Source organism: uncultured Gimesia sp. (genome assembly GCF_963972345.1).
GTDB lineage: Bacteria > Planctomycetota > Planctomycetia > Planctomycetales > Planctomycetaceae > Gimesia.
Genome location: NZ_CAXAVM010000017.1, coordinates 29679 through 56032 on the forward strand (window position 1 = coordinate 29679; position 26354 = coordinate 56032).

The window sequence follows — 26354 nt, forward strand, 5'->3', positions numbered from 1 at the left end:
TCCTGGGCCGAATACATTGAAAGTCTCATAAAGTGCAGTACCGAGCATCAATAAGGAAACGAGTATTGTGATACAAAGAACACAGGTTCGGAACAGCCGTGTGCTTGTTTTCATTAATGCATCCCCGTTGAGCCTTTCGCGATCAACCTGACAGTAAATCTCACAAGTACAACACGGCTCAGTTTCCGATACAGTACAAAAACTCCTGTCGTTTGCCTGATTCACTGCTGGCGGCCCGGTGGAAAATCTGATTGCCGCAGATTGCCGGCGTTGCGAAGCCTTCATCGCCGAGCTGGTTTTCTGCCAGCAGTTCGAATTTTTCAGGGCTCGCCCGGAAGACGAATGTTTTGCCTTGTTCATTCGTCAGATAGATCTGATCGTTGGCCAGAACCGGAGAAGAAGATACTTTCCCACCCAGGCGGCTTTTCCACTGTTCCTCCCCCGTTTGTGCGTTCCAGCAGAAAGCGATGCCATTATCATCGATCGCATAGAGATATCCCTGATAAGCCAGCATCGATTGTTCATAACATTTCACGCGATTTGTCCAGACAATTTTTCCAGAACCGTCGGCTTTGACGGCCATTGTTCCTTTTAAAGGGAAACCGCCACTGGTAAAGACGAGATCACCGTCCCAGACCATCGTGCCGCAACTGACGATCCACATCGCCGGGGCGGACCAGAGATCGCGTCCGGTCTGGGGATCAAAGCTGGCAACTTTTGCGTTGCCGCTGAGCAGCATCTGGTCGCGACCCGCGATCCGTGCCACAATCGGCGTGGAAAAATTCATCTTCTCCGGCCGGTTGATGCGCCAGACTTCGCGGCCCGTTTGTTGATCAAAGGCGGCGATGAAACCATTCTTTTCGTATTCGGATGTGACGATCACGGTCCCCTGATACAACAGGGGAGAAGGGGCATAACCAAACTGGTATGCGAGTGGCAGATAGCCGCCGGCTTTGATCTGCCATTTTTGCTTCCCATCCAGATCGAGAGCCGTCAATTGAACCTGGTCGAACTGCGGAAAGACCGCAAAAACCGTTTCCCCATTCGAAGCCAGGGTGGGCGAAGCATGGGTGTTTTTCTGATGAATTTTCGGGGCAAAATCCCCCTGGCTGACGTCCGTTTTCCAGAGCTGCCGTCCGGTGGAACGATCGAAGCAGACCACTGATTGAACTTGTTTTGCTTCGTCTGCAGTGGAAATCAGAACGCGGTCATTCACCACAATCGGCGAGCTATGCCCCCGACCGGGAATAGCTGCCTTCCAGCGGATGTTTTGTGATTCACTCCATTTGAATGGAGGTGTTTCACCCTCGGCTGCGATATTATTCGCATTCGGACCCCGCCAGGTACGCCAGTCATCTTCTGCGGCGGCAAAGGGAGTGGTCAGGCAGAGCATCAGAATGCAGAGTACGAAGTACTTGAGGGTCGGTAGAGACATCGCAGGGCCTTTATTTTCCAGAATCGTGGCAGAGCTTAGGGGATTTAAGAATCCAGCCTGTTTATTGTGGTCGCGGTGACGACCTGGTGCAAGGCGATTCAACGGTCTTCCTGGAGTCCTGAAAAAATGAAAGCGTGGTAGCGAAATGTACAATCGATGTCGGAGCCATCATTTATTGTTTCCCGGTGACATTATTATTTAGTACGTGACAGATTGACTTTGAGTTTGTTAGAATGAATCAGTTCGAAGATGCGTTGAGTATGCGCCAGCATTTCAAATCACATTCCTGTGATACCAGCGCTTTTTAAGCAAGGCAATCCATTCAAAGCTGAATACGTTGTGACGAGACCTGATTTTTCTGATGAAAATTCAGGGTGGGCTTTTTGCGCCCGCAGTGTCTACAGGATGCGGAAGTGAGGGCCGGGATGATTTATGTCAGAGATCTTACGCGGGTTTTCGAGTCCGGCAATCAGGATGTGCTTGCCGTCGATCAGGTTTCATTTCATGTCAAACCAGGTGAAGTCTATGGATTGCTGGGCCCGAATGGAGCCGGCAAAACGACGACTCTGCGGATGATCCTGGGGCTTTTGAAGCCAACCAGTGGGGATGCGGAGGTGGAAGGATTCCTGGTATCCACTCATCCCGATGAAATCAAACGTCGTGTGGGACTGGTGTCAACCAGTGCCGGTCTGTATCAATGGCTGACTCCCCGTGAGATTCTGACATTTTTTGCAGACGTGTATGGTGTCCCGGCGCTGCAGGCAGCGGATCAGGTGGAAAAGCTCTCGCGTCTGTTTGGGCTCTCCGCCTTTATGGACCGCCGCTCGGCCACTTTAAGTACGGGACAGAAACAACGGGTCAATCTGGCTCGTTCGCTGATTCATGATCCCCCGGTGATGCTAATGGATGAACCGACGCGAGGCCTGGATGTTGTGGGGAGTAAGGTGATTTTCGATTATATCGACCTGCTCCGTGACGAGGGAAAAGCTGTGATTGTCAGCACGCATCGACTGGATGAAGCCGAACAGCTCTGTGACAGATTTGGTCTGTTGCATAATGGAAAGAAAGATTACGAAGGCACACTGGCAGAACTGCAGCAGTGCACTTCCTGTCAAACATTGACTCAAATATTTCTGCAATTACTCGATGCGCCCGTTGAGAATGCAAATCAGGTACCCGCTGCGCAAAGGGAGTTGATTTGATGGCTTCACCTTACGACCAGGATTCTGATGACCGCATCTACACGCCCACGAGATCTTTCCGGTTTTCGGGACTGCTGCGAAAAGAACTTCGCGAAATTCTTCGGGATCGACGGACCGTCATCACACTGATTCTGATGCCATTGCTGGTCTATCCTTTACTGGGTTTGATGCTGCAGAAATTTTTTCTGAGTCAGGCCTCTCAACTCCATGAAATTGAATATCGGATTGTTCTACCTAATGAACCGGAAGCGCAGATGTTTCGTGCGCTGTTTGAAGACGGGGATAAAATCTTTGAGGAGCGGAATCAGTCCATTACGAAAGTGGTGCCTGTAAAAGAAAATCAGACTGACAATGCGCTGGCTGCCTTTCAGGAAGTCAAACCCGTAGTGAAATTCATGATTGCCGAATCAACGGGCGAGAATCACAGCATTCTTAAATTGATTCGAGAAGGTGTGGTCGATGTTGGCGTTCGTTATTTCCCGATCGAAGTCAAAGATAATCAGGCACAACAGAAAGAACACAGTGGGCGGTTTCAGATTATTTATGGCGCTCAGTCCAACCATAGTCGTCGCGCAGCAGAATATGTAGAAGAACGGCTGCAGGCTGTTCGCTGGAATTACCGGGACCAGATGTTGACGAATCTGGGTGAGAGTCAGACCGTCCCTTTTATTACGTCGGTCTCTTCCGTGAAATCAGAAATGGGACAGGGAAAGTCGCTGGTTACCATTGTTCCCCTGATTTTGATTCTGATGACAATGACGGGAGCTGTTTATCCGGCCATCGATTTGACTGCAGGCGAACGGGAACGGGGGACTCTGGAAACTCTCATCTCGGCACCCCTTCCCCGGATGTGGATTTTGGGTGCCAAGTTCATTACGGTACTGGTGGTTGCCGTGATGACGGCGCTGGTCAATATGACGGCGATGCTGGCGACTGCCTATGCGAACGGACTGGAAACCGTTCTGTTCGGCGAAGGTATGACCCTGTTGGTATTGATGGAGATCTTGCTGCTACTGGTGATTTTCGCAGCTTTCTTTTCCGCTGTTCTGTTATGTATCACGAGTTTTGCCCGCAGTTTTAAAGAGGCCCAGGCCTATCTGATCCCCTTGATGCTGATTTCGATGGCTCCCGGAATTCTGGGAATGGTACCCGATCTGAAAATGACGCCGATGTGGGCGGTGATTCCACTGGCAAATATTGTGTTGTTAAGTCGTGATTTTTTACTTCATGAAGCAGAACCGCTTTTATTTTTTATATCGGTGTTTTCAACTTTGTTTTATGGCATCGTCGCACTCAGTCTGGCTGCACGGATTTTTGGTACGGATACCATTCTTTATCAGAGTGAAACTTCCTGGGCCGATTTTTTTAAACGATCCCGCAAAACTCATCAGTATCCTGCATTGAACAACGCCATGCTTTGTCTGGCTGTGATGTTTCCCATATTTATTCTGTCAGCAGCGTTTGTGGGACGTCTCAGAGAGCTGACAATTTCCCAACGACTTCTGGTTTCGGGGACACTGACATTTTGTCTGTTTCTATTGATTCCTCTGCTGTTCGCCTGGCTGGGCGGGGTGAATCTCAAAACCGGCTTTCGCTGGTTTAAACCGCGTCTGGTTTCCTGCCTGGGGGCGGCACTTCTGGGATTCACTTTATGGCCATTTGCTTATGAAATTGAAATCTTTGCGTTAACCGATGCCCGAATTGAAACGCTTTCACGTCTGTTTGAATCGATGAAAATTGAACTGGACGCCGTTCCGTTGTGGGTCAAGTTGATATCACTGGCAGTGATGCCGGCGGTTTGTGAAGAGCTGTTTTTCCGCGGGTATCTGTTAAGTTCACTCTTACATCGCTTTTCAAAATGGTGGGCGATTCTGGCGTCTTCCATCCTGTTTGCTTTATTCCACGTCATCGTTCGTGATTCCCTGTTTATCGAACGCTTTTTCCCCAGCTTTTTTATGGGGCTTTGCCTGGCATACGTAAATGTGCGTTCGCGGAGCGTCATTCCCGGCATCCTGCTGCATATGATTCACAATGGTTTATTAATCACCATCGCCAGTTATCAGAATTATTTCGCTGACTGGGAAATCAATATTGAGAATCAGAAACACCTGCCTGTCAGCTGGTTAATCGGTTCTTTGCTGGCCGTGGTGATCGGGTTCTCGCTGGTGCGTCTCAGTAATCGAAGGCCGACACTTTCTGCCTCTGAAACGGCTGCTGCAGAGATGGCTACCAGTTGACTACGATCCGGCTTGTCGTATAAAACTCCTAAGTGGTCAGTTTCTTGCCAGTCTGAATCTGTTTAGGATTTTAATGAATAATTCTTTCATTCCAAAACGGGAGATTCCATGACCTTGAGATCAGTCTTTTTCTGCCTGTTGATTTTCACCCCCGGATTTCTGTTCGCCGCGCAGCAGCCTCAGCCAAATATTGTGGTGATACTGGCTGATGATTTCGGTGTGGGTGATATTCAGGCTCACTATCCCGACAATAAAATTCGGACCCCCTGTCTGGATCAACTGGTTAAAGAGGGAATGAGTTTTACAGACGCGCATAGCGGGTCGGCAGTCTGTTCACCGACCCGTTACGGGCTATTGACCGGTCGGTATAGCTGGCGAACCCGATTGCAGGAATGGGTGATCGCAGCTTATGAACCTCCTCTTATTTTTGATGATCGACCAACCCTGCCGGCGCTGCTTAAGCCGAGGGGATACCAGACAGCATGTATCGGGAAGTGGCATCTGGGCTGGAACTGGCCGGGGCCGCAGACAAGTCAGATGCGGGAGCAGAAAAACAGTCAATGGAAATACGAATGGGATTTTACAAAACCGATCAAGGGAGGACCCGTTGATCGGGGATTCGATTATTATTTTGGAGTTGATCTTCCCAACCTGCCTCCGTTTACCTTTATTGAAAATGACCGCGTGTTCGTACAACCGACGGCCGAATATCAACTGGATCACAGTGAAGGGATCGTACTGCCGCGGGGATTTATTGGGGCCCCGACTGCGCCTGACTGGCGTATGCAGAACATTTTACCGGAAATTACCAGGCGGGCGGTAAGCTATATCGATCAGCAATCTCAGAAAAAATCACCTTTCTTTCTCTATTTTTCCATGACATCTCCACATGAACCAGTGGTTCCTTCAAAAAAATTCCAAGGCAAAAGTGGGATCGCTCCCATTGCCGACTTCGTCATGGAAACGGACTGGTCCGCAGGGCAGATCGTCCAGGCAATAGATCGGGCTGGCATTAAAGAAAATACGGTTGTCATATTCACAGCAGATAACGGCCATTCCCATTACACCGGCTGGAATGATCTGGTGGAATCCGGTCATCAACCGAGCGGTCCCTATCGCGGACATAAGGGGGATATCTGGGAAGGAGGACATCGTGTTCCTCTGGTGGTACGCTGGCCAAACCATATTCAGGCGGGCAGCAGTAGTCAGCAGATGGTTTGCCTGACCGACATAATGGCGACCTGCGCCGAGATTCTGGGAACAGATCTTCCTCAGAAGGGAGCTGAAGACAGTATCAGTTTTCTCGCTGCTCTACTGGGGGAAGCGAATCCGGAATCGCGCCAAACTCTGGTAAGCCATTCCAATCATGGAGAATTTGCTTATCGTGATGGTCCCTGGAAGCTGGTCTTTAAATTGAGCGGTCGCAACCTGGAACTGTCGCGGGGTAAGCCGACGATCGTTGAACTATACAATCTGGAGTCCGATATTGGTGAGGAACAGGATCTGGCAGAGAAGCATCCCGAAATTGTGAGTCGGATGACCACTGATTTTAAGCAATTAATAGAGCGGGGCAGCAGTCGATCAGGACAGAAAGCCGCTAATGATACACAGGTTCGGTTCGATATCACCCAGAAACAACGCTGGGCACCAGTATTGAAAGACTGATGATATTGCGTTGTTAAGACGACGTTTCTTCTTGAGAGTCTTCGCTGGAAATTCGATTGCCTCGGGTAATGGAATCGCTTCCAAAACGACTGGCGATCTGATCTCTGACCTGGTCCAGGCGAGAGAATTTCTGTAATTCCTCTTCATCAAACAGCGATTTCTGTTGTAACGCACCGCTTTGAAAGCCCGTCACTCCTATGCCAATCAACCTGATCGACAGGGGACGATCTGGTAACTTCTGATCCAGCAATTGTAAGGCGGACTGTTCAATATCCCTGGTAAGGTCTGTCGGTTGAGATACGGTGATGGACCTTGTGAATGTCGAGAAGTCATCGTAACGGATTTTCAACTGAATGGTTTTGCCCCGCAGTTTATTTTTGCGTAACCGCCGTGCTACATCTTCCACCAGACCGATCAAGACGGTTTTCAATATTTCCAGGTCATTGATGTCACTGGAAAATGTCGTTTCGTGCGAAATGGATTTGGCCTGTCTTTCCGGAACGACTGCCCGATCATCCAGTCCCTGGGCGAGGTGCCATAAGTGAGATCCCTGTTCGCCGAACAGTTCGGACAAAACTTTTTGTTCCATGACTCTCAATTGCGCGATGGTTTTGATACCCAGGCGATCAAAACGCTGTGTGGCCACTTTTCCAATCCCCCAGACCCGGGAAACAGGCAGCGGATCGAGAAACTCCTGGATTTTATCCGGTTCGACAACAACCAGCCCGTCGGGTTTCTCCGCATCGCTGGCAATTTTGGCGAGAAACTTATTGGGAGCGACACCGACCGAGGCAATGAGCTGTAAACTCTGGTTGATTTCCTGTTTGATCGCGGTTGCAATTTCTCTTCCGTTTCCAAAGAGCAACTGGCTGCCACTTACATCCAGAAATGCTTCATCCAGCGACAGTGGTTCCACCAGGGGAGTATATTTACGAAAAATTTTCTGTATTGAATGGGAGATCTCAGCATACGCGCTCATTCGAACCGGGAAAAAATGTGCCTGGGGGCACAGTTGCCTGGCTGTTTTCATTGGCATGGCACTATGCACTCCGAATTTGCGGGCCGGATAATTGGCTGCCGAGACCACGCCCCGGTGATCAGCGCGCCCTCCAACGATGATGGGCTGCCCTCGCAGCTTCGGGTGGTCCCGTTCCTCAATGGACGCGTAAAACGCGTCCATATCGACGTGAAGTATTGTTCGCATGTTGAGGACCGGTTTTGTTCCATTACTTAAGATCACTTAAAAACAGATCGCCTCCTGTCCGATTCTGCTTTACCATGCTCAGTCTTGTTTACGGTTGACTTACAGTTTAAGTCAACTTGATTTTCCAAGTTTCATTTTAGCATGGAATTCCTGGAAGACGTATAGAAAAGAATAAAGTCGAATCAGATATAAACGCGGCTTGATCTTTGCAAAGCACTTTCCCAGTGCTTTATAATAATTGATTATCAGTCCTGTTCCTGCCTGAACGCAATTCGCTGATGTGGATTGTTGTTTCAATTCTTAGTCGATAAGGAGACTTCAGTGAGTAATCAAAATCAGAATCGTCGCGACTTTTTGAAAACTTCCGCGGCTGCCGTTGCGGGTGGCAGCGTTCCCTTCTGGTTCCAGATTGATCCGGCCAGTGCCTACAAATTTAAGGCAGCCAATGATCGTCCCCTGGTCGGTTGTATTGGAACCGGCAGTCGCTGGAATGCAGTGGGGCCGAATGCGATGAAGTATGGCGATGTTGTTGCGGTTTGTGATGTGGATGCCGCTCACGCCAATAAGGCTCACGATAAGGTAAAAGAGACCCAGGGCAAGAAAGGTAACAATAAAGAAGTTGCTGTATTCGAAGACTACCGGAAGATTCTGGAAAACCCTGATATTGATATTGTGACAATCGTCACGACCGACCACTGGCATACCAAGATCGCGATTGAAGCGATGAAAGCGGGCAAAGACGTTTACTGCGAAAAACCTTTGACACTGACCATCGATGAGGGGAAGCAGATTATCAAAGCTTTGAAAGAAACGGGCCGCGTCTTTCAGGTGGGAACACAGCAGCGCAGTGAAATGGGACAACGGTTTCTGAATGCTCTGGGAGTGATCAAAGAAGGTCGTCTTGGAGATATCACCGAAGTGGAATGTGTGATCGGCGGTGTTGATCCCAGCGGTACCATTCCTGTTGCCGAAGTTCCCAAGACTTTGAACTGGGAAAAATGGCTTGGTCAGGCCCCCTTGACCGACTATCGCTGGAAAGCCGGAGAAGGAGAGAAGGGGAGTCCCAAAACACGCGGTCATTACGAATTCCGCTGGTGGTACGAATACTCGGGAGGCAAAATGACCGACTGGGGTGCTCACCACGTCGATATCGCGCAGTGGGGAATTGGAATGGATCATTCCGGTCCCACGCAGGTTATTCCTATCTCAGTCGAGCATCCCATTCCCTTGAAAAATGGAATGCCGACCAAAGACGATGCGTACAATGTCGCATCCCGGTTCGAAGTTCAGTGCAATTTCCCTAACGATGTCAAAATGACGATCAAAAGTGACGGACGAAACGGAATTCTGTTTACCGGAACGAAAGGACGGATGTTTGTCAGTCGTGGGGACCTGACAGGAAAACCGGTTGAAGACCTGAAAGATAATCCGCTCTCCAGTGACACCATTAAGAAGCTCTACAAAGGTCGTCAACCTGGCGATCATATGCGCAACTTCTTCGAGTGCGTTGAGGCGCGGGAGCAGCCGATTTCTGATGTAATGACTCATCATCGTGCCATTACAACCTGTCATCTGGCCAATATTGCCATTCGTTTGAATCGCTCGCTGGAATGGGATCCCCAGACCGAGCAGATCATCGGCGATGACGAAGCCAATCAGTGGCAAAGCAGAGAGCAACGAAAAGGTTACGAAATCAACGCATAGTTTACTGTTGAAACACAGCAGACCAGGAGTCGGCCTGGAGGGTGATTCGTTGCCCTTCAGGCCATCTTCATTTCTGAGTTGCTGTCGCGAAGGAGTACTCTGCAGGGAAATTTCATCTGTGTCCCGTTTTGCTGCAGCGTCTGCAGAGCCCGATTAGATCTGCAATCAGAAATCTCTCAATTCAAACTTGAATTCTGTATCGAGCGTCACAGCATCAGGCAGGGGCGACTAAAGAAGAATGCCAGATCTGCATTTACATCCAGAGGTGAAGGCGGGATTGCAGATCTTCAGGCAACCGTTTTTTAACCGCATTCATAACCTGGTTGTCGTGATAGCGCGTGCTGAAGTGAGCGAGGATGATCAATTCGTTCTGGAATCGTTCTGCACGTTCGACGATATCATCCAGATGCATGTGTCCGAACTTATGAATTTTTTCCCGACGGTGTTCGGGACGGTAGAAAGTCATTTCTGTAATCAGGACTCTCGATTCATAAGCCGTTTCAAACTGATCCAGTCCGGCAGGGGCTGTGTCACCCGTGTAACAGACCAGGGGCACGCGAATTTCTTCACTGACCTCGATACCAGAGATGCGCGCATCACGAATTTCGGTTTCCGCTTTTCCTTGAAATTCCTGTTTCAACTTTTTCCGGCAGTCCCAGACCTGGAAACCCAGTGAAGGCACGGTGTGTTTGGTCTGAAATGCAGTGACAGCATGTTCCCTCGAAAGCTGCACTTCTTCCCCATCCTTTAAACCAATCAGTTCGCATTCCATTCGGCCCCGGTCCAGCTTTTGCCAGCTTTTCAGCATGTTCCAGACAGGGTCAACCACTTCTTCAGGCAGGTAGATCAGTGGAGGGCTCATTTTCATCATCCGTCGACGTGCAACAAATGCAGGGAGAGCCGCCATGTGGTCGAGGTGGGCATGGCTGATGAAAAAAATACCAGTCCCCATAAAAGACCAGGGACTTCCTCCGAGGTCAAATCCCAGTTTGAGCTCCGGAATTCTCCAGTAACTTTGAACGGCTGCCCGTGAGTAGCCCTCAATGGTGAGGCCTTTGTATTTCACAGATTGCAGAGGAAGATTTTCTAACATAGTCGTACTGGTGAATTCACCGATTTTTTATTGGTCTGAATACTCGATCGACCTTGATGTGGTTGTTCGGTTGTTGTTCAGAGAATTGATAAGACTGGTATTAAACAGGCAAACATGATTTTCAACTGGCGGAAGACTGTCAGATTAACTCAAATCATACCGTATACCAATAAATACACCGCCGGAATTCGTGAAGCGTTCGAGATTCGGCGGTGAGTTCTCGGTTATCTTGATCTGACAGGCAGTGATGACACTTATTTGACTGGAATGGATCGGCCTGTCTGGATACTTTTTGCCTCAGCATAACAAATTTTCAGCGCGTCTCTTGCCAGGGAACCTGATAATGCCTCTGGTTCCTCGCCGCTTTGGAGCGCATCGACGGCAGCCTGTAACTCCAGGGTGAACGCCGCACACCAGGCATCGCCTCCCTTGAGTTTCGGATGTTTGAGTTGACCGTTTTTAGTAATCAGTGTCAGGGGTTGACTGACGATCCACTCTTTGTTTTTGCCAACTCCCATCGTGCCGGCACCAAACAGAATGGTTGCATCTTCAAAATAGAGTTCATATCCGTGCGCAAATTCCAGGCCTCTGGTCGCAATTCCCCCACTGACACAACTGACCGCCAGATTCGGATCCTCGTAATCATAAACCGTGTGGACGTGGTTGATAAAACCTTTGCTTTCAATTCCTCTTGAAGTGACTTTTTTCGGCACACCGCACATTAAACTGATCAAGTGGTTATCATGGATGTGCAGATCGATTCCCCAGCCACCAAGTTTCTGGAAGTCTTCGATGTTCTCCGACCACTTCGGAGGAGCCATCACCCGGCGGAAATGGGCTGCCAGCAGTTTTCCGAATTGATTACTTCTGACGCATTCCACGGCATATTGAAATTCGGGGAAAAAGGGCAGGACCTGGGCAACCATGAACTGGACGCCGGCTTTCTCCGCAGCTTTCACCATTTTATTGGCCGCTTTCAGGTCGATGGCAATCGGTTTTTCGACAAGGGTGTGTTTCCCGGCCCGGATCGAATCCAGTGCGACCTGTTCATGCATTTGGGTGGGCAGGCAGATATCTACCAGGTCGATATCGGGGTCATCCAGCAGCTCGTGATAGTCGCTGTATTGTTTTACTTTCGAAAGGTCGACCTGAGTTCCTCGGGGACCAAAATTTCCTTCAATGCTGCTCCAGTCGCCAGCCAGTTTCTTGGAATCGCGAGTTGAGATCGCCGTGACCTTCGCTCCTTTGAGTTTTCTGGCTCCTTCGAAGTGAGCCATTCCCATAAAACCGATGCCAATAATTCCAATACGAACCATGATGTTCCCCTGGTCATGTGGTCGAAAATCTGAGTTAGTTAATCCTGTTGCTAAAGACTGACGACCGTTGCCGCAATCGTCAAGCTTTTCACAATTGGTTTTTCAGCATCTTGTTCTAACTGTCAGATCGCTGAAAGAAGAATTCCGATCGATAAGAATAAATGATTGGAATCAAGGGAGAATGTGAGTCCGAATTAGTATCTCCAAATCCCTAATGAGGCTGACTGTCCATTATACTGGATGGCAGGTGAATGCAGCTAAATGCATGCAGTTTCCAATACGCAGTGCCGGTTTTTTGTGCAGATTCGCGATTGCGTAATAAATAGGCATTAATCTGGGCTGGGTGAGTGGTTTGGCGGCGGTTTTTTGCTGTTGCAGGGCTTGTCTCGTAATTTTTCAGTCTGGGCTAGACATCAGAAAATGAAAAGTGTTATCATACTGATGTCGACATCGTAGTGATGGCAGTTTGCTGAGGTTAAAGGCTGTTTTCAGCAAATTGTCCAGATGAGTACTCTTTAACTACCCTCATCCTGCAAGTTGCTTCAACCTTATTCGTAAGGTAACAGGGAAGTATGAGGGGCCAGACAACGAAGGATTCGAAAAGAAATGCTTGTATTATCACGAAAACCCGGTGAACGAATTCGAATTGGCGATGACGTAACCTTGACGATCGTTCGAATCGGTCCGAATTCCGTCAGATTAGGCATTGATGCTCCACGCAGCATGAGTATTGTGCGCGAAGAACTGTGTATTGAATTTTCGGATCTGCCAGAAGCAGGCCAGTTCACGGAAGAACCTTCTTCACCTTAGTTCTGCCGCCTGTCCGTTGTCATACCCAGAGGCGGTCCGTCTCACTTGATCGCACACTCGTTGCAGATCTGAACCATCGCGTTCATTAATTACTTCCATTTCGCTTATTAAAGCAGTTGGCATGTTTGCTGAATCAGAGCAAGTCGATTCACCGGCCCGCGTCACATTACGCGCCATTTACCAGGGGCGCGTGCAGGGAGTGGGGTTTCGCTACCGCACCACGCGGCTTGTGCAGCAGTATCCGATATATGGGTATGTGAAAAATCTGTCAGATGGCACGGTGGAAGTGGTGGTTCAGGCGGAGGATAAAACTGTTCTAGAGCAGTTTTTTGATGATATGATGCTTACGTTCGCAGCGAATGTGACAGATGTATCAGTTGAGGAAATCGATTGTGAAATTCATTTTCAGCAGTTTCAGATCCAGCGATAAAGCCTTCTGATTACGCATTTTCGAGTTGGAATAGCGCCAGTTTGGCAAATTATAGCGAACGTACCTTCCAGATTGGGGAAATCAGGGCACGATTAACCCTGTATTCTTTACTTTCCCCACCCCTTCTCGGTAAAGTAATCGGTGTCCGATGGACTGGTGGCAGTAATAGCAGGACAAAATCCCTGTGATTACCCAAGTTTAAAAATAAAACCAACATCCGGGTCAATTTAATCGTAAACAGCGGGGAGAATCTGTGCCTGGCTTCAGGTATGGACAAGTTCTTTTTTGTGGCCTCAATACATTCTTAACTGATTGGTGAATGAACGATGGAAAGCCTCCTGGTTTTTTCAGCAGAAACAGCTGACCTGACGGTTCAATGGTGGTTAACCGGAGCAGGAGTTCTGCTCTATTTTGTACTGTTGTTTGGTGTGGTTTCATTTACCCAGGCAGGTGTCATTGCCAGGGCGACCACAAAAGAAGCGATTCGTCAGCCGGTCTTCCTGTTACTGATGGCGATGGGCCTGCTGTTGCTGTTGCTGAATACATTCCTGCCATTCTTCTCCATGGGCGATGATGTCAAGATGTTAATGGACTGTGGTCTGGCAACAATTTTGATTTGCAGCCTCCTGCTGGCCGTCTGGTCTGCCAGTACCAGTGTGGCAGATGAAATTGAAGGCAAGACGGCAATGACCCTGCTTTCAAAACCGATCAATCGTCGGCAGTTTATCATCGGTAAATATCTGGGGATTCTCAAAGCGGTCGTCTGGCTGATGTTGCCAATGGTGATCACTTTCCTGCTGCTGGTTTACTTCAAGGTGGGTTACGATGCCCGTGAAGCTTCGCGGGACGCACCGACCCATGCAGAGAAGATGGCTGCTGTCTGGCTGATTCTGCCTGGAATTCTGTTGATTTATATGGAAGTTGCAATCCTGGCCGCCATCAGCGTCGCTATTTCTACCCGTCTGCCGATGATGGTGAATATGATTATCTGTTTTGGAATCTACATCATTGGCCACCTGACGCCCAATCTTGTTCAGGCCAAGTCAGAGGGACTGGAGTTTGTGAAATTTACAGGGCAGCTGATCGCCACAATTCTGCCAAATCTGGATAACTTTAATATGTCACCAGCGGTGGCAACAGGAACGGTAGTACCGCCAGTCTATATTGGTCATTCGGCATTAAGCTGTCTGCTCTACTCCGGAATTGCGATTCTGGTTGCCTTTATTCTTTTTGAAGACCGTGACCTTGCCTGAGTAGCAGGGGGCGGGCTTCTTCACACTTAATAAATTAAAACAGATTCGGTGGGTCCTGTGTCAAATCGTCAGCCCAACGCATTTCATCGTGCTTTCCCCGCTCGGGAATTCTTTCGTGGGTCTGCCAGATCTGTTCTGTTCTGGTCGCTCTTCAATGGCCTGCTGCTTATTTTGTTGCTGGTCGATCTGTTTCTGATCATAGATCTACTTGATCACCGGGGGCGAATCACACTCCATGGCGAGCAGAACGTTCAGTTGCTGCAGGAACTGAGGACTGCACCCGTACCTCCGAGTCTGCCTGAAGACAACGAATCGGAAGAATCAGATCCCCTGGCGGAAAAGGGGCAGGCTGATGCAAAGCCTCCCGTGGCTGATGAAGAGCCCGAATCGAAAGCACCGCCTTCAGCAGAAATGCCCCGGTTACAGATGGTGAGTCTCAGTGACTCAGGGATTTTGCCATCGATCTGGTGGACAAATTCAAAATATCAGCTTGGTTTATTGCCACGATTGTATCAGAGTGTTCCTCTGTTGCAGGAAAATCAGTCGGCATTGTTTACGTTGATCTGTTTTGCTCTGGTGGTCGCCAGTATTCGGGTTTTGATCCGCTGGAGATCTCGACAGAAGAGTCTGAAAATCTCGCATCAGGTTTCCATGACTCTGCGAAATATGATTCATCGGCAGGCCCTGCGACTGGGGCCGGGTGACCTGTCGGGTAAGGAGACCGAACAGGCTTTTCAACTGTTTATCCGGGATGTGGGTGCGGTCCAGCAGGGAGTGTTTCAATGGGTTTATGGTCTGTCGCGCCATCCGGTTACTCTGCTGATTCTGCTGCTGTTTACGGTATCGATTGACTGGAGGCTGACTCTGCAATGTATGATTCCTTTGGCTGCTGCCTGGTACTTTTTATTACAGCATCGTAAGAACTACGAACAGCAGCAGGCAAAAACACTGGTTGCGATTGAATCAGAGTTATCGCTCCTGGCAGAAAATCTGCGGAGTACCCGCCTGGTACGTGGTTTCGGAATGGAAACAGCAGAACACGACCAGTTTCAAAAACACCTGAAAAAGTATACGGATAATATCTCAACCCTCAAACGTGTAGAGGGCTGGGGGCATCGTGTGGCGCGAGGACTGGCAGTGTTCTGTTCGTGCATGGTACTGTTTCTGGTGGGTTATAAGGTGCTCGTGAGTCCGGACAGTCTGCCTCTTTCTGCTGCTGTTTTGATGACGGGTGTCTTTGCCTTTTTCTATCTGCCGGTAAATGGTTTGTATCAACTGATTCAGACTCGGGATGAAGCGAACATCGCGGCCAGTTCAATCTATCGTTACCTCAATCAAATACCCACTGTAGGTCAGGCTGTAGGAGCCAAATTTCTGGAACCCCTGTCGCAGGCACTCCAGTTTGAAAATGTCAGCTTTCAATTAAATTCCAACAGCCCCCCGTTACTCAAAGGTTTTGATCTGAAAATACCTGCAGGGACCAGCACGGCGCTGGTCTCCCTGGAGAAACTGGCTCCACGTGCAGTGAGTTATCTGATACCCCGCTTTATTGAACCTCAGTCGGGGCGGGTTCTGATGGATGGTGAAGATACAGCCTGGGTGACACTGGAATCATTGCGCGCTGAAGCGATCTACGTGAGCGGTAATGATCCCTGCCTGACGGGGACCGTCAAAGAGAATATCCAATGTGGTGATGAAAGGTATTCTCTGCAGGAGGTGATTGCGGCTTCTAAAGAAGCACACGCGCATCAGTTCATTCAGAATCTGTCCCAGGGGTATGAGACCGCACTGGGGCAGCATGGTGAAGAATTGACTGTGGGCGAAAGTTTTCGGCTGGGGCTGGCACGGGCGTTATTACGCAAGCCGGCCCTGCTTATTATTGAAGAGCCGGAAGGTGTGCTGGATGAAGATACCAAAACTCTGCTCGAGGATGCCTATTCACGAATCTTTCAGAATCGTACGGTTCTGGTGATCCCCTCGCGAATTACGACCCTGCGGCGTGTCAATCAGGTTGTATTAATCCATGAAGGCAAGGTGGAAGCGGTCGACAGTCAATCGAATCTGTTGAAAAAATCAGCCTTGTATCGCCACTGGGAGTACACGCGTTTCAATCAGTTCAGGCATATTCAGGAAACTTCGAACGAACGTTGAGCCAAAGATACCGATATGGATACGCTTCATTCACCTGTGGTCGAACATGCGATTCGGCTGGCTGCGGTGGCACATAAGTCTCAAAATCGCAAATCTTCCGGCATTCCTTATATTGCGCATCCCATGAGTGTCTGCCTGATCCTGATGAAAGCCGGGTTTGATGATGAATCGATTCTGGCAGCAGCAGTACTACATGACGTGGTAGAAGATACGGAATTGTCCATCGAAGACCTGCAAGAACATTTTTCTGCAGACGTAGTACGTTATGTGGAGGAAATGACAGAAGAAAAAGAGACGGAAGAAGGAGCGAAACGGAGCTGGCCGGATCGAAAACGGACTCACATTGAAGTGATGCAGCAGGCGACCCTGGGGGCACGCGCGATCGAACTGGCGGATAAGCTGCATAATCTGGAAGCAATGCTGTTTGATCTGCAGACCGAAGACAGGCAGAAGTTCTGGGGGCATTTTGGAGCCAGCCCCGATGAAATCATTCAGTATTATCGTTCGATGATCGAAGCTGCCGGCCAGTCAGATTCAGAATTAAAATCACTGGTCGAGAACTGCAACTCCCGGCTTGAAGAATTGAAAAAATACCTGCCTTCTGAATGAGTCGGCTTGCTGGAACTATCGGGGTTGCTGTTGCTTTAGTTTAATACAGAGGTGTTAACTGCGCTTCCCTCTGATGACCTCAATGATCGGGCTGTGACAGCTGTATTAATAGAAAGCGAGTACGCCATGCAAGGCAAACAGGAATATCCTGACTGGTTTCTGTGGTTGTGGGAGAAGTGGTTTGTTCTCTTTCTGTTGCTGGGGGCTCTGACTCTGGTTTTTATCGGGGCCGCTGTTTATCTGGACAATCGATTTACGCAGGTCCAGAACCAGCTCGAGTATGTTCCCCCCCGCAGTTATCAGCCACCAGATCTGAAGAATTATCAGGCCGAGAAAACTGACCTGGAAAAACTGACTCGCAGCCGATCTCTGTATGTTCCCTGCTATTCCCACATCTATTATCACGGCGGATCTCCGTTTCTGCTGGAATCCACTTTAAGTATTCGAAACATTAACCGTCATCAATCTGTGTTCATCACTACCATCGATTATTTCGATACGGATGGCAAACTGGTAAAATCATACCTGGACCAGCCCATCAGGCTCACTCCATTTCAGACGATCGAATTTCTGGTGGAAGAGAAAGACAGCAGTGGAGGTTCCGGTGCTAATTTTCTGGTAACCTGGACTGCGGGTGAAGGTGTGAATCAACCACTGGTAGAAACGGTGATGATTGGTACTTCCGGACCCCGTGCAATTGCTTTCAGCAGAACAGCAATCGAAATTTCACCAGACGAACGTTGATTTATTCTCAGGTCCTTCTGCTATTTTGATTCAATGGATTGCGTTTGCAGAGTCAAGGTTTGGGAGGGGAGTTAACTTCAGGTCTTTGGGCGTCACTGAAAGCTGCCAGACTCTACGCTCAGGGAAGTAATCGATCAGTTTCTGGTTTTCTGCATCGCTCAAGGGCAGAGCCCAGACCACTTCTGCGTTATCGATATCTGCGCGGTTATAGACCCAGTCAAAATACAAATCATGATCAGAGGAGTAATTCACAAAGATCAGGTCTTTTTGAGGATTCTGTTCGAGCTGTTGAATCAGTTTTATACGACTGGAGCCTAATTTATACCGAGAGGGTAAGTTTGGATCTGATAAATAGTGAAATATCTGGGTCTTTAGTAAAGCAAAATAGAAAATACCCAGTACGAATAAAAACACGCGTCCCTGGTTATGATTATTCCAGTTTGCAGCGTTCCAATGTCGTGCCCCTTGGATCAGGACATAAAAGACAAGAGGTATTACAGGCGCAAGGTAATAAACTTGAAAAAAGGTCATGCAGAGTAAGTGAATCAAAAGCACCACTAATAGAATTGAGAGGGCGATCTGTATCCAAGGGTTTTTAAGTACCCAGGGTAAAGTTAATAGCAGGGCGCTTAATGGAAAAAATAGCATCTGAACAATAAACTTCTGACTTTTTCCAGACACAGAAAGCAAGTATCCTCCAGAATCCTGATGTTTCTGATATTCATCGAAAGACCATCCAGAGTGAAATCTTTCAAAATGAGGTAAGTCATTTTTTACCTCACGGGGAGTGCCCCAGATGAACAGAGGTGTTTGAGAGTAAGTTTCTTCATGGACCTGGTAAGGAAATCGAAAGAAGTTTTCTGTAACGCTCCAGTTATAATAAGCAAGGGATCCTACGATAAAAGTTGATATAACACTCAGAGGGAGAATAACCACTTGAAAAATAGTTCGTATTGCATACTTTCGTTGTGTGGCTAGCCACACGATAAAGATCATCATTGAAAAGACAGCAGTTATAAAACCTTCAAATGGCCGACTGATAGCCAGTATGAACAACCCGGCTCCCAAGATAAATGTGGTGTGAATTTCGGGAGAAATCATCAATCTACGCAATGCTCCAAATAAGAGAGCCGCTCCCAGAATGGCGACTCCCCCCCCAAAGTAGTTTTGTCCCCAAAGAATCAGTAAGGGGTGGAATGTCGACATCAACCCACCCGCAAGTGCCCATTTTGGCGGGACCCAGGCCTGCAACATCCAGCAGGTCGCGGCATTAGCCAGGCTGACACTGAGCCAGACTCCCACGAGCGGGTTTCCTGTCATCACCTGACCCACGGCCAGAAACAGACCCTGACCTGGTGGGTATTTGGAGGCATAGGTCGGTTTCTGAATAATGTGGAAGGATTGAAAATGTTTCCAGAAGGGGTGAGTCGGGTTGGTCAACCTGCCCTGTGCGAATGTATCAGCTGCTAACAGATAGCTGAATTCATCGTGAATACGGGGGACTGGTTTTTTATATGTCGATAATGTAGCCGCCAGTGTAAATGAAAGAATAAATACAGTAATGATCGATACTCGGGGTCGGCTGAAAAACTGAATGGTTCTGCGAAACCGATTCAATAACTGGGTATGAATCCATCGACATGGCAATAATTTGACTATCAGAATCAATCCGGCAAGAATGAGACCGTTTTTCAGAAGTAGAGCAAAAATCATTGAAAGCAGCCCAGAGTGAATTGAATGCAGAATTAATTTCAGGGGGGGAGTTAAATTGCCATTCAGGCTTTCCGGGGAGTGATGGATGTGAATGATAAAGCTTAATTGGCACCTGAGCGGCAGGTCGAATTTTGTTGACCAGGCTACCCAGGTTTCCTTATTATGCATAGGTTACCAAACAGGAATCAAGTATATTCTCATGTTTCGGGTCTCTTCAATCAGTGACTCACGTCTGCAAATTATATTCGGAGATAGCTTTAAGTGTCTGAAACTAATTGGCTTACGATTGTCATACCAGCTTTAAATGAAGAGGATGCCATCGGCGGGACAATTGCGCGTTGTCTCGAAGCCCGCGAAGAAATTTCGCATCAGTCGGGTCTGGATGGTGTGGAAATCATTGTTGTAAGCGATGGGTCGACAGACCGGACTGCTGAAATCGCACAAAGTTTTGAAGAGATCTCTGTCATCATCTTTGAACAAAACCGAGGTTATGGGGCGGCGATTAAAGAAGGTTGGAGACGCGGTCGTGGCGATTATGTCGGTTTTCTGGATGCAGATGGCACTTGCGACCCGCGTTTTTTTGCTGCACTCTGCCAGACAGCGATTACTGAAAATGCGGATGTTACTCTCGGTTCCCGTCTGGGGGCAGACTCACAAATGCCGGCAATTCGCAGAGCCGGGAATCGTGGTTTTGCGTTTTTAATGGGGTTGCTCTGTGGTCGAAATGTGACCGATACTGCCAGCGGAATGCGAGTTGTACGCCGCGATTCACTTAAGTATCTGTATCCTCTGCCGGACGGGCTGCATTTTACTCCCGCCATGAGTGCCCGGGCATTGATGAACCATCTGCGAATTATTGAAATTCCCATGAAGTATGAAGAACGGATTGGTGAAAGTAAGCTGAACGCACTATGGGATGGGTTTCGATTTCTTAAAGCCATTGGGGAAGGGGTCCTCTGTTACCGACCTGAGAAAATATTTCTGACAGGTTTCAGTATTTGCATGCTGGTTATTCTGATTCTGGCAGCTTACCCCACCGAGTTTTACTTTCAGAATCATCGGCTGGAGGAGTGGATGATCTATCGATTTGTTGTCTGTCAGTTTGCAGGATCCTTTGGAATCACCCTGCTGTTGGCTTCGGCGCTGTCAAATCGAATGGCTCGAATGAGCTCAAGACGCGAAGATTCAGTCGGCTTCTGGTCCTCTGTCGTAGCCAGTCTCTTTACAGGAACACCCCTGGTTGTGATTACGGGGCTTCTGACTCTGCTGGGAGTCGGCTTTCTGTGGCCGGGAATCGTGGAATTTATTTTATCCGGTAAAATTACATTACACTGGTCCCGATTAATTGCAGGTGCTTTCACATTATTTACTGTATTACAGATATCGATCTTTTTCGTACTAATGAAAGTTGTGGAAATCTGGAGCGTGGAGCAGAGATCTGTCGAGAAAAACTATCTTGAACACTGTCGAAAAGAATCGGTTCTGCCTCGAAATGTGTCTGGTCCTGATACTACTCCGACCTTTAAGACCACGCAGCCGGTAATCAAATGAAAATCCTTCAGCAAATACATTCGAATACGGTTCACAGCAGACGGGTTGAATCACTTTTAAATCACATTCTTCCTTTACTGCCGAAGGAAGGGCTGGTTCTGGATGTCGGGTGTGGTGATGGTTTACTGGGAAGTCTACTTCAGTCAAAGGCGCAGGGAGTTGAAGTAAAAGGGCTTGATGTTCTGATCAGAGAAAATATCAAGATCCCGGTAATCTCTTTCGATGGTAAAACCATTCCATTTCAGGATAAGAGTGTCGATACGGTTCTACTCATCGATGTTCTCCACCATACAAGCGATCCTGCTGTGATTCTTAGAGAGGCCAGACGAGTGGCCCGGCAGGCAATCATTATTAAGGATCATACAAGAGATGGTTTTTTGGCCAGATCAACACTACGTTTTATGGACTGGGTTGGTAATGCTAGCTATGGCGTAGCATTGCCTTATAATTATCTCTCCAGTCAGGAGTGGGACAGTTTGTTTGCTGAACTGGATCTCAAACCATCTGACTGGAACGGAAAATTACAAATTTATCCCAAACCAGCGGATTATCTTTTTGGTCGCTCCCTCCATTTTGTAGCCAGGATTAAACTCAGTTAGTTTTTTATCAGACGAAGCAACACACAGCAGCCTCAGGAAATTCATTTGAATTCTGTACCATCTAAAATTATATACTGGCATGACGGAAGCGAATGTTGTGACAAGATCTGGGAGGCTGCCTACCGACGATTTGAGACGCCTCTGCAGGAATTGAAAAAGTTTCAGAAGCGTTTAACACAATTAGGCCTCTCTGCGTGGGATAAAGACCTGGATGTAGTAGAACTGTTCTGCGGACAGGGAACAGGTCTGATAGCACTGGAAAAAATGGGATTTAAATCCATTTCTGGAGTCGATCTTTCTCCCCATTTGCTTGAGCAGTATCAAGGAGCGGCAAAATTATACGTAGGTGATTGTCGTGATCTGAAGTTTGATAACAGCCGTGATGTCCTGATTGTGCAAGGTGGATTGCATCATTTACCTGTTCTGCTGCCCACTGATCTTGAGCAAACTTTACAATAGATGCATCGAGTGTTGCGGCAGAATGGACGTATTGAGATTGTCGAGCCGTGGATAACACCATTCCTTCAAGCCGTCCATTTCCTCTGCAAGAATCATTTTATCAGGAAGATCTGGCCGAAGTTGGATGCACTTAGTGTTATGATAGAACAGGAACGATCAACTTATGAGCAATGGTTATATCAGCCCGAAGTAATACTGACATTATTAAAACGTGATTTCCAGCCAGAGCAGCAACTGATCGGGTATGGCAAGCTCATGTATGTAGGACGTAAGCAGTGAGTCTGACAGCTTTACGTCCCCGATCTCTCTTGATATACCGGGTGTTCGATATAGATCATGAAAACGCAACTTTCGAAAAGACGTGTCTGAGAAAATAATCATGCAGCAGTTTACTTTGCTCCTGTTAGTGACTGTATTGATATGCTTGTTTCACAGCGAGGCGACTGCGGAACAGCCCAACATCATCGTGATCATGGCGGATGATCTGGGGTATGGTGATGTTTCCTGTTACGGTGCCACAGAACTGAAGACTCCGCACATTGACCAACTGGCAGCAGCAGGTTTGCGATTTACCAGCGGCTATTGTTCTGCTTCGACCTGTACTCCCACTCGTTATTCCTTTTTGACCGGTACTTACGCTTTTCGAGGGGGACGGACCGGCATCGCGCCTCCCAATGCCCCTGCGATCATTCAACCGGGAACAGAAACGGTTGCCTCTATTCTGAGCCGAGACGGTTATGCTACCGCGGTGATCGGGAAATGGCATCTGGGACTCGGGGGGGAAGCCGGGCCGAACTGGAATGGACAACTGAAACCGGGACCTCTGGAAATCGGTTTCGATACCTGCTTTCTGCTGCCGACGACCAATGATCGGGTACCTCAGGTCTATGTCAAAGATCATCGCGTACTCAATCTTGATCCTGCTGATCACCTATGGGTCGGGAATAAAAAACCGAGTTCCAATCACCCTACCGGTCTGACCCATCGAGAGACGCTTAAAATGGACTGGTCGCACGGGCATAACTCGACTATTCATAATGGCATCAGCCGCATCGGTTTTTATACTGGCGGTCATGCTGCCCGCTTTCGCGACGAAGATCTGGCTGACAAGTGGGTCGAGAAATCAGTCGAGTTTATTGAGCAACATCAAAACCAACCTTTCTTCCTGTTTTTTGCCTCACATGACATTCACGTTCCACGGATGCCTCATGAACGGTTTCAGGGAAAGACCAGCCTGGGCTTCCGTGGCGATTCGATCATTCAGCTTGACTGGTGTGTGGGGGAATTGATGAAAACATTAGATCGCTTGAAACTGGCTGAAAATACGCTGGTAGTATTCTGTTCCGACAATGGTCCGGTTCTCGATGACGGATACAAAGACGGAGCGATCAAAAAGATCGGAACCCATAGAGCCGCAGGACCTTATTCGGGAGGAAAGTACAGCGTCTATGAAGGGGGAACCCGGACGCCATTCATTACTCGCTGGAAAGGCCGCATCAAACCGGGCGTGAGTCAGGAACTGGTTTGTACGATTGACTTACCCGCGAGTCTGGCTTCTTTGACGGAGCAGAAACTGTCACCAGGGAGTTGTCGGGACAGTTTCAATCTTCTGGGGGCTCTGTTGGGAGAAGTGAACTCCAGGGGGCGCGCAGAACTCGTGCAGCAGAATAACGGTAATAACGGAACCTATGCGTTACGAGCCGGAAATTGGAAACTGCATCGCTATGACAAACAGACTGCGCGAAATGTGGTGGTGGAACAACAACTGGAAAATACGGTTGTTCCCCGATTTCAACTTTTCAATCTGGAAGAGGATCCCGCAGAGAAGAACGACGTTTCAGCAGAGCATCCGGAAGTGGTCGAGCGCCTGAAGCGTCGCCTGACAGAAATCATACAGCAGGATCAAAGTCGTCCTGAAGCTCAGTCTGCAGACAGGAAAAACTGAGATGTGAAAGCTTTTTCGATCCGATTCTATATAGAACTCTGCATGGCTCTGCTGGATGCCAAACGTGCCGTTCGTCTGGTGAGGCATCATACAAACGAATGGGGGCTGGATTCGTATCAAATCGGGATCGCCGGTTATTCCGCGGGAGGAAATCTGGCAATGAATCTGGCTGCCAATTTTGACAGCGGAGATCCACAGGCAACTGACCCGGTTGAAGGTGAAAGCAGTCGTCCCGACTTTGCGATTGGTCTGGCGACCTGGCATTGGAGACAGAAGACATCACCATTTACATTTCGAAAAGACAGTCCTCCTGTATTTCTGGTGCATGCGACAAATGATGGAATCAAGGGCGGAGCGCCGATCGAAATGCCGAAAGAAATCGAGGCAGATCTTCTCAAACTGAGTGTGCCGGTTAAGCTGGCCCTCTTTGATGTAGGCGCACACGGCGTGGGAAATCTGATCCCTCAACGTGTGAAAAGAGGATTTCCTCCAGCGAAATGGCCTGAGCTGTTTTTAAGCTGGTATCAGAGTTTGAACTGAAACCCGATTGTCGCGGGAAGGCTTCAGGTATATCCTTTTGACCGAATTCATGAAGACTCTTAGAAAAGAGCTGGCATCATCTGGGAATTCAGTTCGTTCCAGCGTGTTTGTAATTCGATTCGCTTCTTAGTATTTTCCGTCGCGAGATCAATTGTTTCGCTCTGATCACTGGCGAGGTTGTAAAGCTCCCAGACTGGTTTCTCGAGTGTTCCCCGCATCTGGACGATCTTCCATGCACCGCTGCGGAGTGCAGCTCTGCGTCCCTGTCGCCAGAAGAATTCCGAGTTTGATAACTCTGTTTCCTGTTTCAACAGGAAGGGAAATAAATTGCGGCCATCGAGATTTTGAGGGAGCGCCGCTCCAGCAAGTGCCGCCGCAGTCGGAAACAGATCCAGGCTACTGACAGGTACATTGACAGTCTGTTTTGGTGCGAGTGTACCAGTCCAGCGCATCAGAAACGGGACACGCAAACCACCTTCATACATGCTCCCCTTCTCGCCGCGCAACGGAAGGTTACTGGAAGTCAGTTCGCGGGTGGGGCCTCCATTGTCACTCAGAAAAATTATCAGTGTTTTTTTATTCAATCCTGACAGCTTAACCTGCTTGAGAATTTTACCAACGCTTTGATCCATTGAAGAAAGCATCGCTGCAAAGATCCGCCGGTGGATATCTTCGATCTGTGTGAATCGCTGCATATCTTCCTTTTTTCCCTGCAACGGGCTATGTACAGCTTATTGATAAACCACAAGTCTCATTTATCATCAATTTCCGCAAAAAAGCAGCCTGAAAAGGGGAAAAATGATGAAAGAGATACTTATTGTGGTGTTACTGATTGTGGTTTGTTTGGTTGGATTGATGATGTTTAAACATGAGGTAAATACTGATGTATTAGGAGACCCTCTAACTATGGATCAGACTGCTGATCCTCCATCAGCTCTTGTCCATGAGATAATATCGATCACGAGTGAGTATGGATGGAAAGATGATCCAACAAAATTAAAACGAGTCCTTGAACTTGAAAAGATGATTAAGAATAAGTCTGATATTAACATTGATAATTGCGATTTTGTCAAAATGAAATAATCCTTGGAGAACAAATGAACGAATTAAAAAAGAAAATGGCTCAGATCAAACGCAAACTTAAATATCATGGATTTAATGTTGATACCATGTGGGCGGATGATGTTGTTAATCATCACATTCATTTTGCAGTTTATTCGGGCAATAATAAAGAGGTTGCATATTGTACGGTCTATCGAGATAAAAAAGACAAGTGGAAAATCAAAATGGACCCAAGCCCATTTCTAAAAGATCTGATAGAATCTTAAAGCAACTTTAAGCCCCTCTTAATGAGGGGCTTTTTTGTTGATGGCTGCGAGAAATTAGCAGCAACTATAACAACTGCTAATTTGTGTGATCGGCGTGAGAAATTAGCAGCAACTATAGATTAAACTAATTTGTGAGCATAAATACCATATGCCATCAGATCAACAATACTTACAGATCCTAGCTCAACATTGTAAAGACGATCCTAATACAGTCTTCAAAAATGCGGAAAATAAACAACAAGCCATTGCGTATGGTAAATGGATTCACGAGTACAATAAGGTTAAGCAGCAACAACAACCAATTTTAAAAGCTGCGATAGCCCAAGACTGGCGGACTCCCGAAAAGTGAATTATGCGGCCAGTTGT

24 protein-coding genes are annotated in these 26354 nt (G+C 48.0%); 18 read left to right on the forward strand and 6 right to left on the reverse strand.

The features are described 5' to 3' along the window. Window positions 1–178: 178 nt before the first annotated feature. Window positions 179–1537: a PQQ-binding-like beta-propeller repeat protein gene (locus AACZ40_RS04735; protein ID WP_291167325.1), complete on the reverse strand. Its 1359-nt coding sequence runs from the start codon at window positions 1535–1537 to the stop codon at window positions 179–181. A gap of 323 nt (window positions 1538–1860) precedes the next feature. Here AACZ40_RS04735 and AACZ40_RS04740 point away from each other — a divergent pair, with 323 nt between their 5' ends. The 3 genes from AACZ40_RS04740 to AACZ40_RS04750 all read left to right on the forward strand — a co-directional run bounded on the left by AACZ40_RS04740 (window position 1861) and on the right by AACZ40_RS04750 (window position 6539). Continuing rightward, window positions 1861–2637: an ATP-binding cassette domain-containing protein gene (locus AACZ40_RS04740; RefSeq protein WP_291167328.1), complete on the forward strand. Its 777-nt coding sequence runs from the start codon at window positions 1861–1863 to the stop codon at window positions 2635–2637. Then, window positions 2637–4874 (forward strand): ABC transporter permease subunit/CPBP intramembrane protease, encoded by a 2238-nt coding sequence (locus tag AACZ40_RS04745; protein ID WP_291167331.1) that lies wholly within the window; start codon window positions 2637–2639, stop codon window positions 4872–4874. Before AACZ40_RS04740 ends, AACZ40_RS04745 begins: the two co-directional genes overlap by 1 nt. A gap of 108 nt (window positions 4875–4982) precedes the next feature. Continuing rightward, window positions 4983–6539: an arylsulfatase gene (locus AACZ40_RS04750; protein WP_291167334.1), complete on the forward strand. Its 1557-nt coding sequence runs from the start codon at window positions 4983–4985 to the stop codon at window positions 6537–6539. A gap of 13 nt (window positions 6540–6552) precedes the next feature. Here AACZ40_RS04750 and dinB read toward each other — a convergent pair whose 3' ends face one another. Further along, window positions 6553–7743 (reverse strand): DNA polymerase IV, encoded by a 1191-nt coding sequence (gene dinB / locus AACZ40_RS04755; RefSeq protein ID WP_291167336.1) that lies wholly within the window; start codon window positions 7741–7743, stop codon window positions 6553–6555. 321 nt (window positions 7744–8064) lie between these two features. Here dinB and AACZ40_RS04760 point away from each other — a divergent pair, with 321 nt between their 5' ends. Further along, window positions 8065–9447: a Gfo/Idh/MocA family oxidoreductase gene (locus tag AACZ40_RS04760; RefSeq protein WP_291167339.1), complete on the forward strand. Its 1383-nt coding sequence runs from the start codon at window positions 8065–8067 to the stop codon at window positions 9445–9447. Window positions 9448–9700: 253 nt separating this feature from the next. Here the strand turns inward: AACZ40_RS04760 and AACZ40_RS04765 are convergent, their stop codons facing one another. Both AACZ40_RS04765 and AACZ40_RS04770 read right to left on the reverse strand, forming a co-directional pair. Continuing rightward, on the reverse strand, window positions 9701–10540 hold the full coding sequence (locus AACZ40_RS04765; RefSeq protein ID WP_291167342.1) for an MBL fold metallo-hydrolase: 840 nt from the start codon (window positions 10538–10540) through the stop codon (window positions 9701–9703). A gap of 254 nt (window positions 10541–10794) precedes the next feature. Next, window positions 10795–11856, reverse strand: coding sequence for a Gfo/Idh/MocA family oxidoreductase (locus tag AACZ40_RS04770; protein ID WP_291167344.1), 1062 nt, complete (start codon window positions 11854–11856; stop codon window positions 10795–10797). A 606-nt stretch (window positions 11857–12462) separates the two neighbouring features. Here AACZ40_RS04770 and AACZ40_RS04775 point away from each other — a divergent pair. The 6 genes from AACZ40_RS04775 (at window position 12463) to AACZ40_RS04800 (ending at window position 17853) form a co-directional block, all read left to right on the forward strand. Continuing rightward, window positions 12463–12666 carry a carbon storage regulator gene (locus AACZ40_RS04775; RefSeq protein WP_291167346.1) on the forward strand — a complete coding sequence of 68 codons (204 nt, stop codon included), beginning with the start codon at window positions 12463–12465 and terminating at the stop codon, window positions 12664–12666. A 121-nt stretch (window positions 12667–12787) separates the two neighbouring features. Further along, window positions 12788–13096, forward strand: coding sequence for an acylphosphatase (locus AACZ40_RS04780; protein WP_291167349.1), 309 nt, complete (start codon window positions 12788–12790; stop codon window positions 13094–13096). 326 nt (window positions 13097–13422) lie between these two features. Next, window positions 13423–14349, forward strand: coding sequence for an ABC transporter permease subunit (locus AACZ40_RS04785; RefSeq protein WP_291167351.1), 927 nt, complete (start codon window positions 13423–13425; stop codon window positions 14347–14349). Window positions 14350–14406: 57 nt separating this feature from the next. Further along, window positions 14407–16500, forward strand: a complete 2094-nt coding sequence (locus tag AACZ40_RS04790) for an ABC transporter ATP-binding protein (RefSeq protein ID WP_291167354.1) — start codon at window positions 14407–14409, stop codon at window positions 16498–16500. A gap of 15 nt (window positions 16501–16515) precedes the next feature. Continuing rightward, entirely contained in the window at window positions 16516–17109 is a 594-nt protein-coding gene (locus tag AACZ40_RS04795; protein WP_291167357.1) for an HD domain-containing protein, read from the forward strand. Window positions 17110–17202: 93 nt separating this feature from the next. Beyond that, window positions 17203–17853, forward strand: a complete 651-nt coding sequence (locus AACZ40_RS04800; protein WP_339673462.1) for a DUF3124 domain-containing protein — start codon at window positions 17203–17205, stop codon at window positions 17851–17853. 30 nt (window positions 17854–17883) lie between these two features. Here the strand turns inward: AACZ40_RS04800 and AACZ40_RS04805 are convergent, their stop codons facing one another. Next, window positions 17884–19734 carry a hypothetical protein gene (locus AACZ40_RS04805; RefSeq protein ID WP_291167361.1) on the reverse strand — a complete coding sequence of 617 codons (1851 nt, stop codon included), beginning with the start codon at window positions 19732–19734 and terminating at the stop codon, window positions 17884–17886. A 93-nt stretch (window positions 19735–19827) separates the two neighbouring features. Between AACZ40_RS04805 and AACZ40_RS04810 the strand changes: the two genes are divergently transcribed. The 5 genes from AACZ40_RS04810 to AACZ40_RS04830 all read left to right on the forward strand — a co-directional run bounded on the left by AACZ40_RS04810 (window position 19828) and on the right by AACZ40_RS04830 (window position 24660). Next, a complete protein-coding gene (locus tag AACZ40_RS04810; RefSeq protein ID WP_291167364.1) occupies window positions 19828–21117 on the forward strand; it encodes a glycosyltransferase family 2 protein in 1290 nt (429 codons plus the stop codon). Continuing rightward, complete coding sequence (locus tag AACZ40_RS04815; RefSeq protein WP_291167367.1) at window positions 21114–21716, forward strand: class I SAM-dependent methyltransferase; 603 nt, start codon at window positions 21114–21116, stop codon at window positions 21714–21716. Before AACZ40_RS04810 ends, AACZ40_RS04815 begins: the two co-directional genes overlap by 4 nt. Window positions 21717–21761: 45 nt before the next feature. Continuing rightward, the gene (locus tag AACZ40_RS04820) at window positions 21762–22175 is read left to right on the forward strand and encodes a class I SAM-dependent methyltransferase (RefSeq protein WP_291167370.1); all 414 of its coding nucleotides are present in this window, start codon (window positions 21762–21764) and stop codon (window positions 22173–22175) included. 379 nt (window positions 22176–22554) lie between these two features. Beyond that, window positions 22555–24120 carry an arylsulfatase gene (locus AACZ40_RS04825; protein WP_291167372.1) on the forward strand — a complete coding sequence of 522 codons (1566 nt, stop codon included), beginning with the start codon at window positions 22555–22557 and terminating at the stop codon, window positions 24118–24120. A 3-nt stretch (window positions 24121–24123) separates the two neighbouring features. Continuing rightward, entirely contained in the window at window positions 24124–24660 is a 537-nt protein-coding gene (locus tag AACZ40_RS04830) for an alpha/beta hydrolase (protein WP_291167375.1), read from the forward strand. 59 nt (window positions 24661–24719) lie between these two features. Here the strand turns inward: AACZ40_RS04830 and AACZ40_RS04835 are convergent, their stop codons facing one another. After that, window positions 24720–25355, reverse strand: coding sequence for a sulfatase-like hydrolase/transferase (locus tag AACZ40_RS04835; protein ID WP_339673466.1), 636 nt, complete (start codon window positions 25353–25355; stop codon window positions 24720–24722). Window positions 25356–25458: 103 nt separating this feature from the next. Here AACZ40_RS04835 and AACZ40_RS04840 point away from each other — a divergent pair, with 103 nt between their 5' ends. The 3 genes from AACZ40_RS04840 to AACZ40_RS04850 all read left to right on the forward strand — a co-directional run bounded on the left by AACZ40_RS04840 (window position 25459) and on the right by AACZ40_RS04850 (window position 26337). Further along, the gene (locus tag AACZ40_RS04840) at window positions 25459–25743 is read left to right on the forward strand and encodes a hypothetical protein (RefSeq protein WP_291167381.1); all 285 of its coding nucleotides are present in this window, start codon (window positions 25459–25461) and stop codon (window positions 25741–25743) included. A gap of 14 nt (window positions 25744–25757) precedes the next feature. Then, a complete protein-coding gene (locus tag AACZ40_RS04845) occupies window positions 25758–25988 on the forward strand; it encodes a hypothetical protein (protein WP_291167383.1) in 231 nt (76 codons plus the stop codon). 148 nt (window positions 25989–26136) lie between these two features. Further along, entirely contained in the window at window positions 26137–26337 is a 201-nt protein-coding gene (locus AACZ40_RS04850) for a hypothetical protein (protein WP_291167384.1), read from the forward strand. Window positions 26338–26354: the final 17 nt, after the last annotated feature.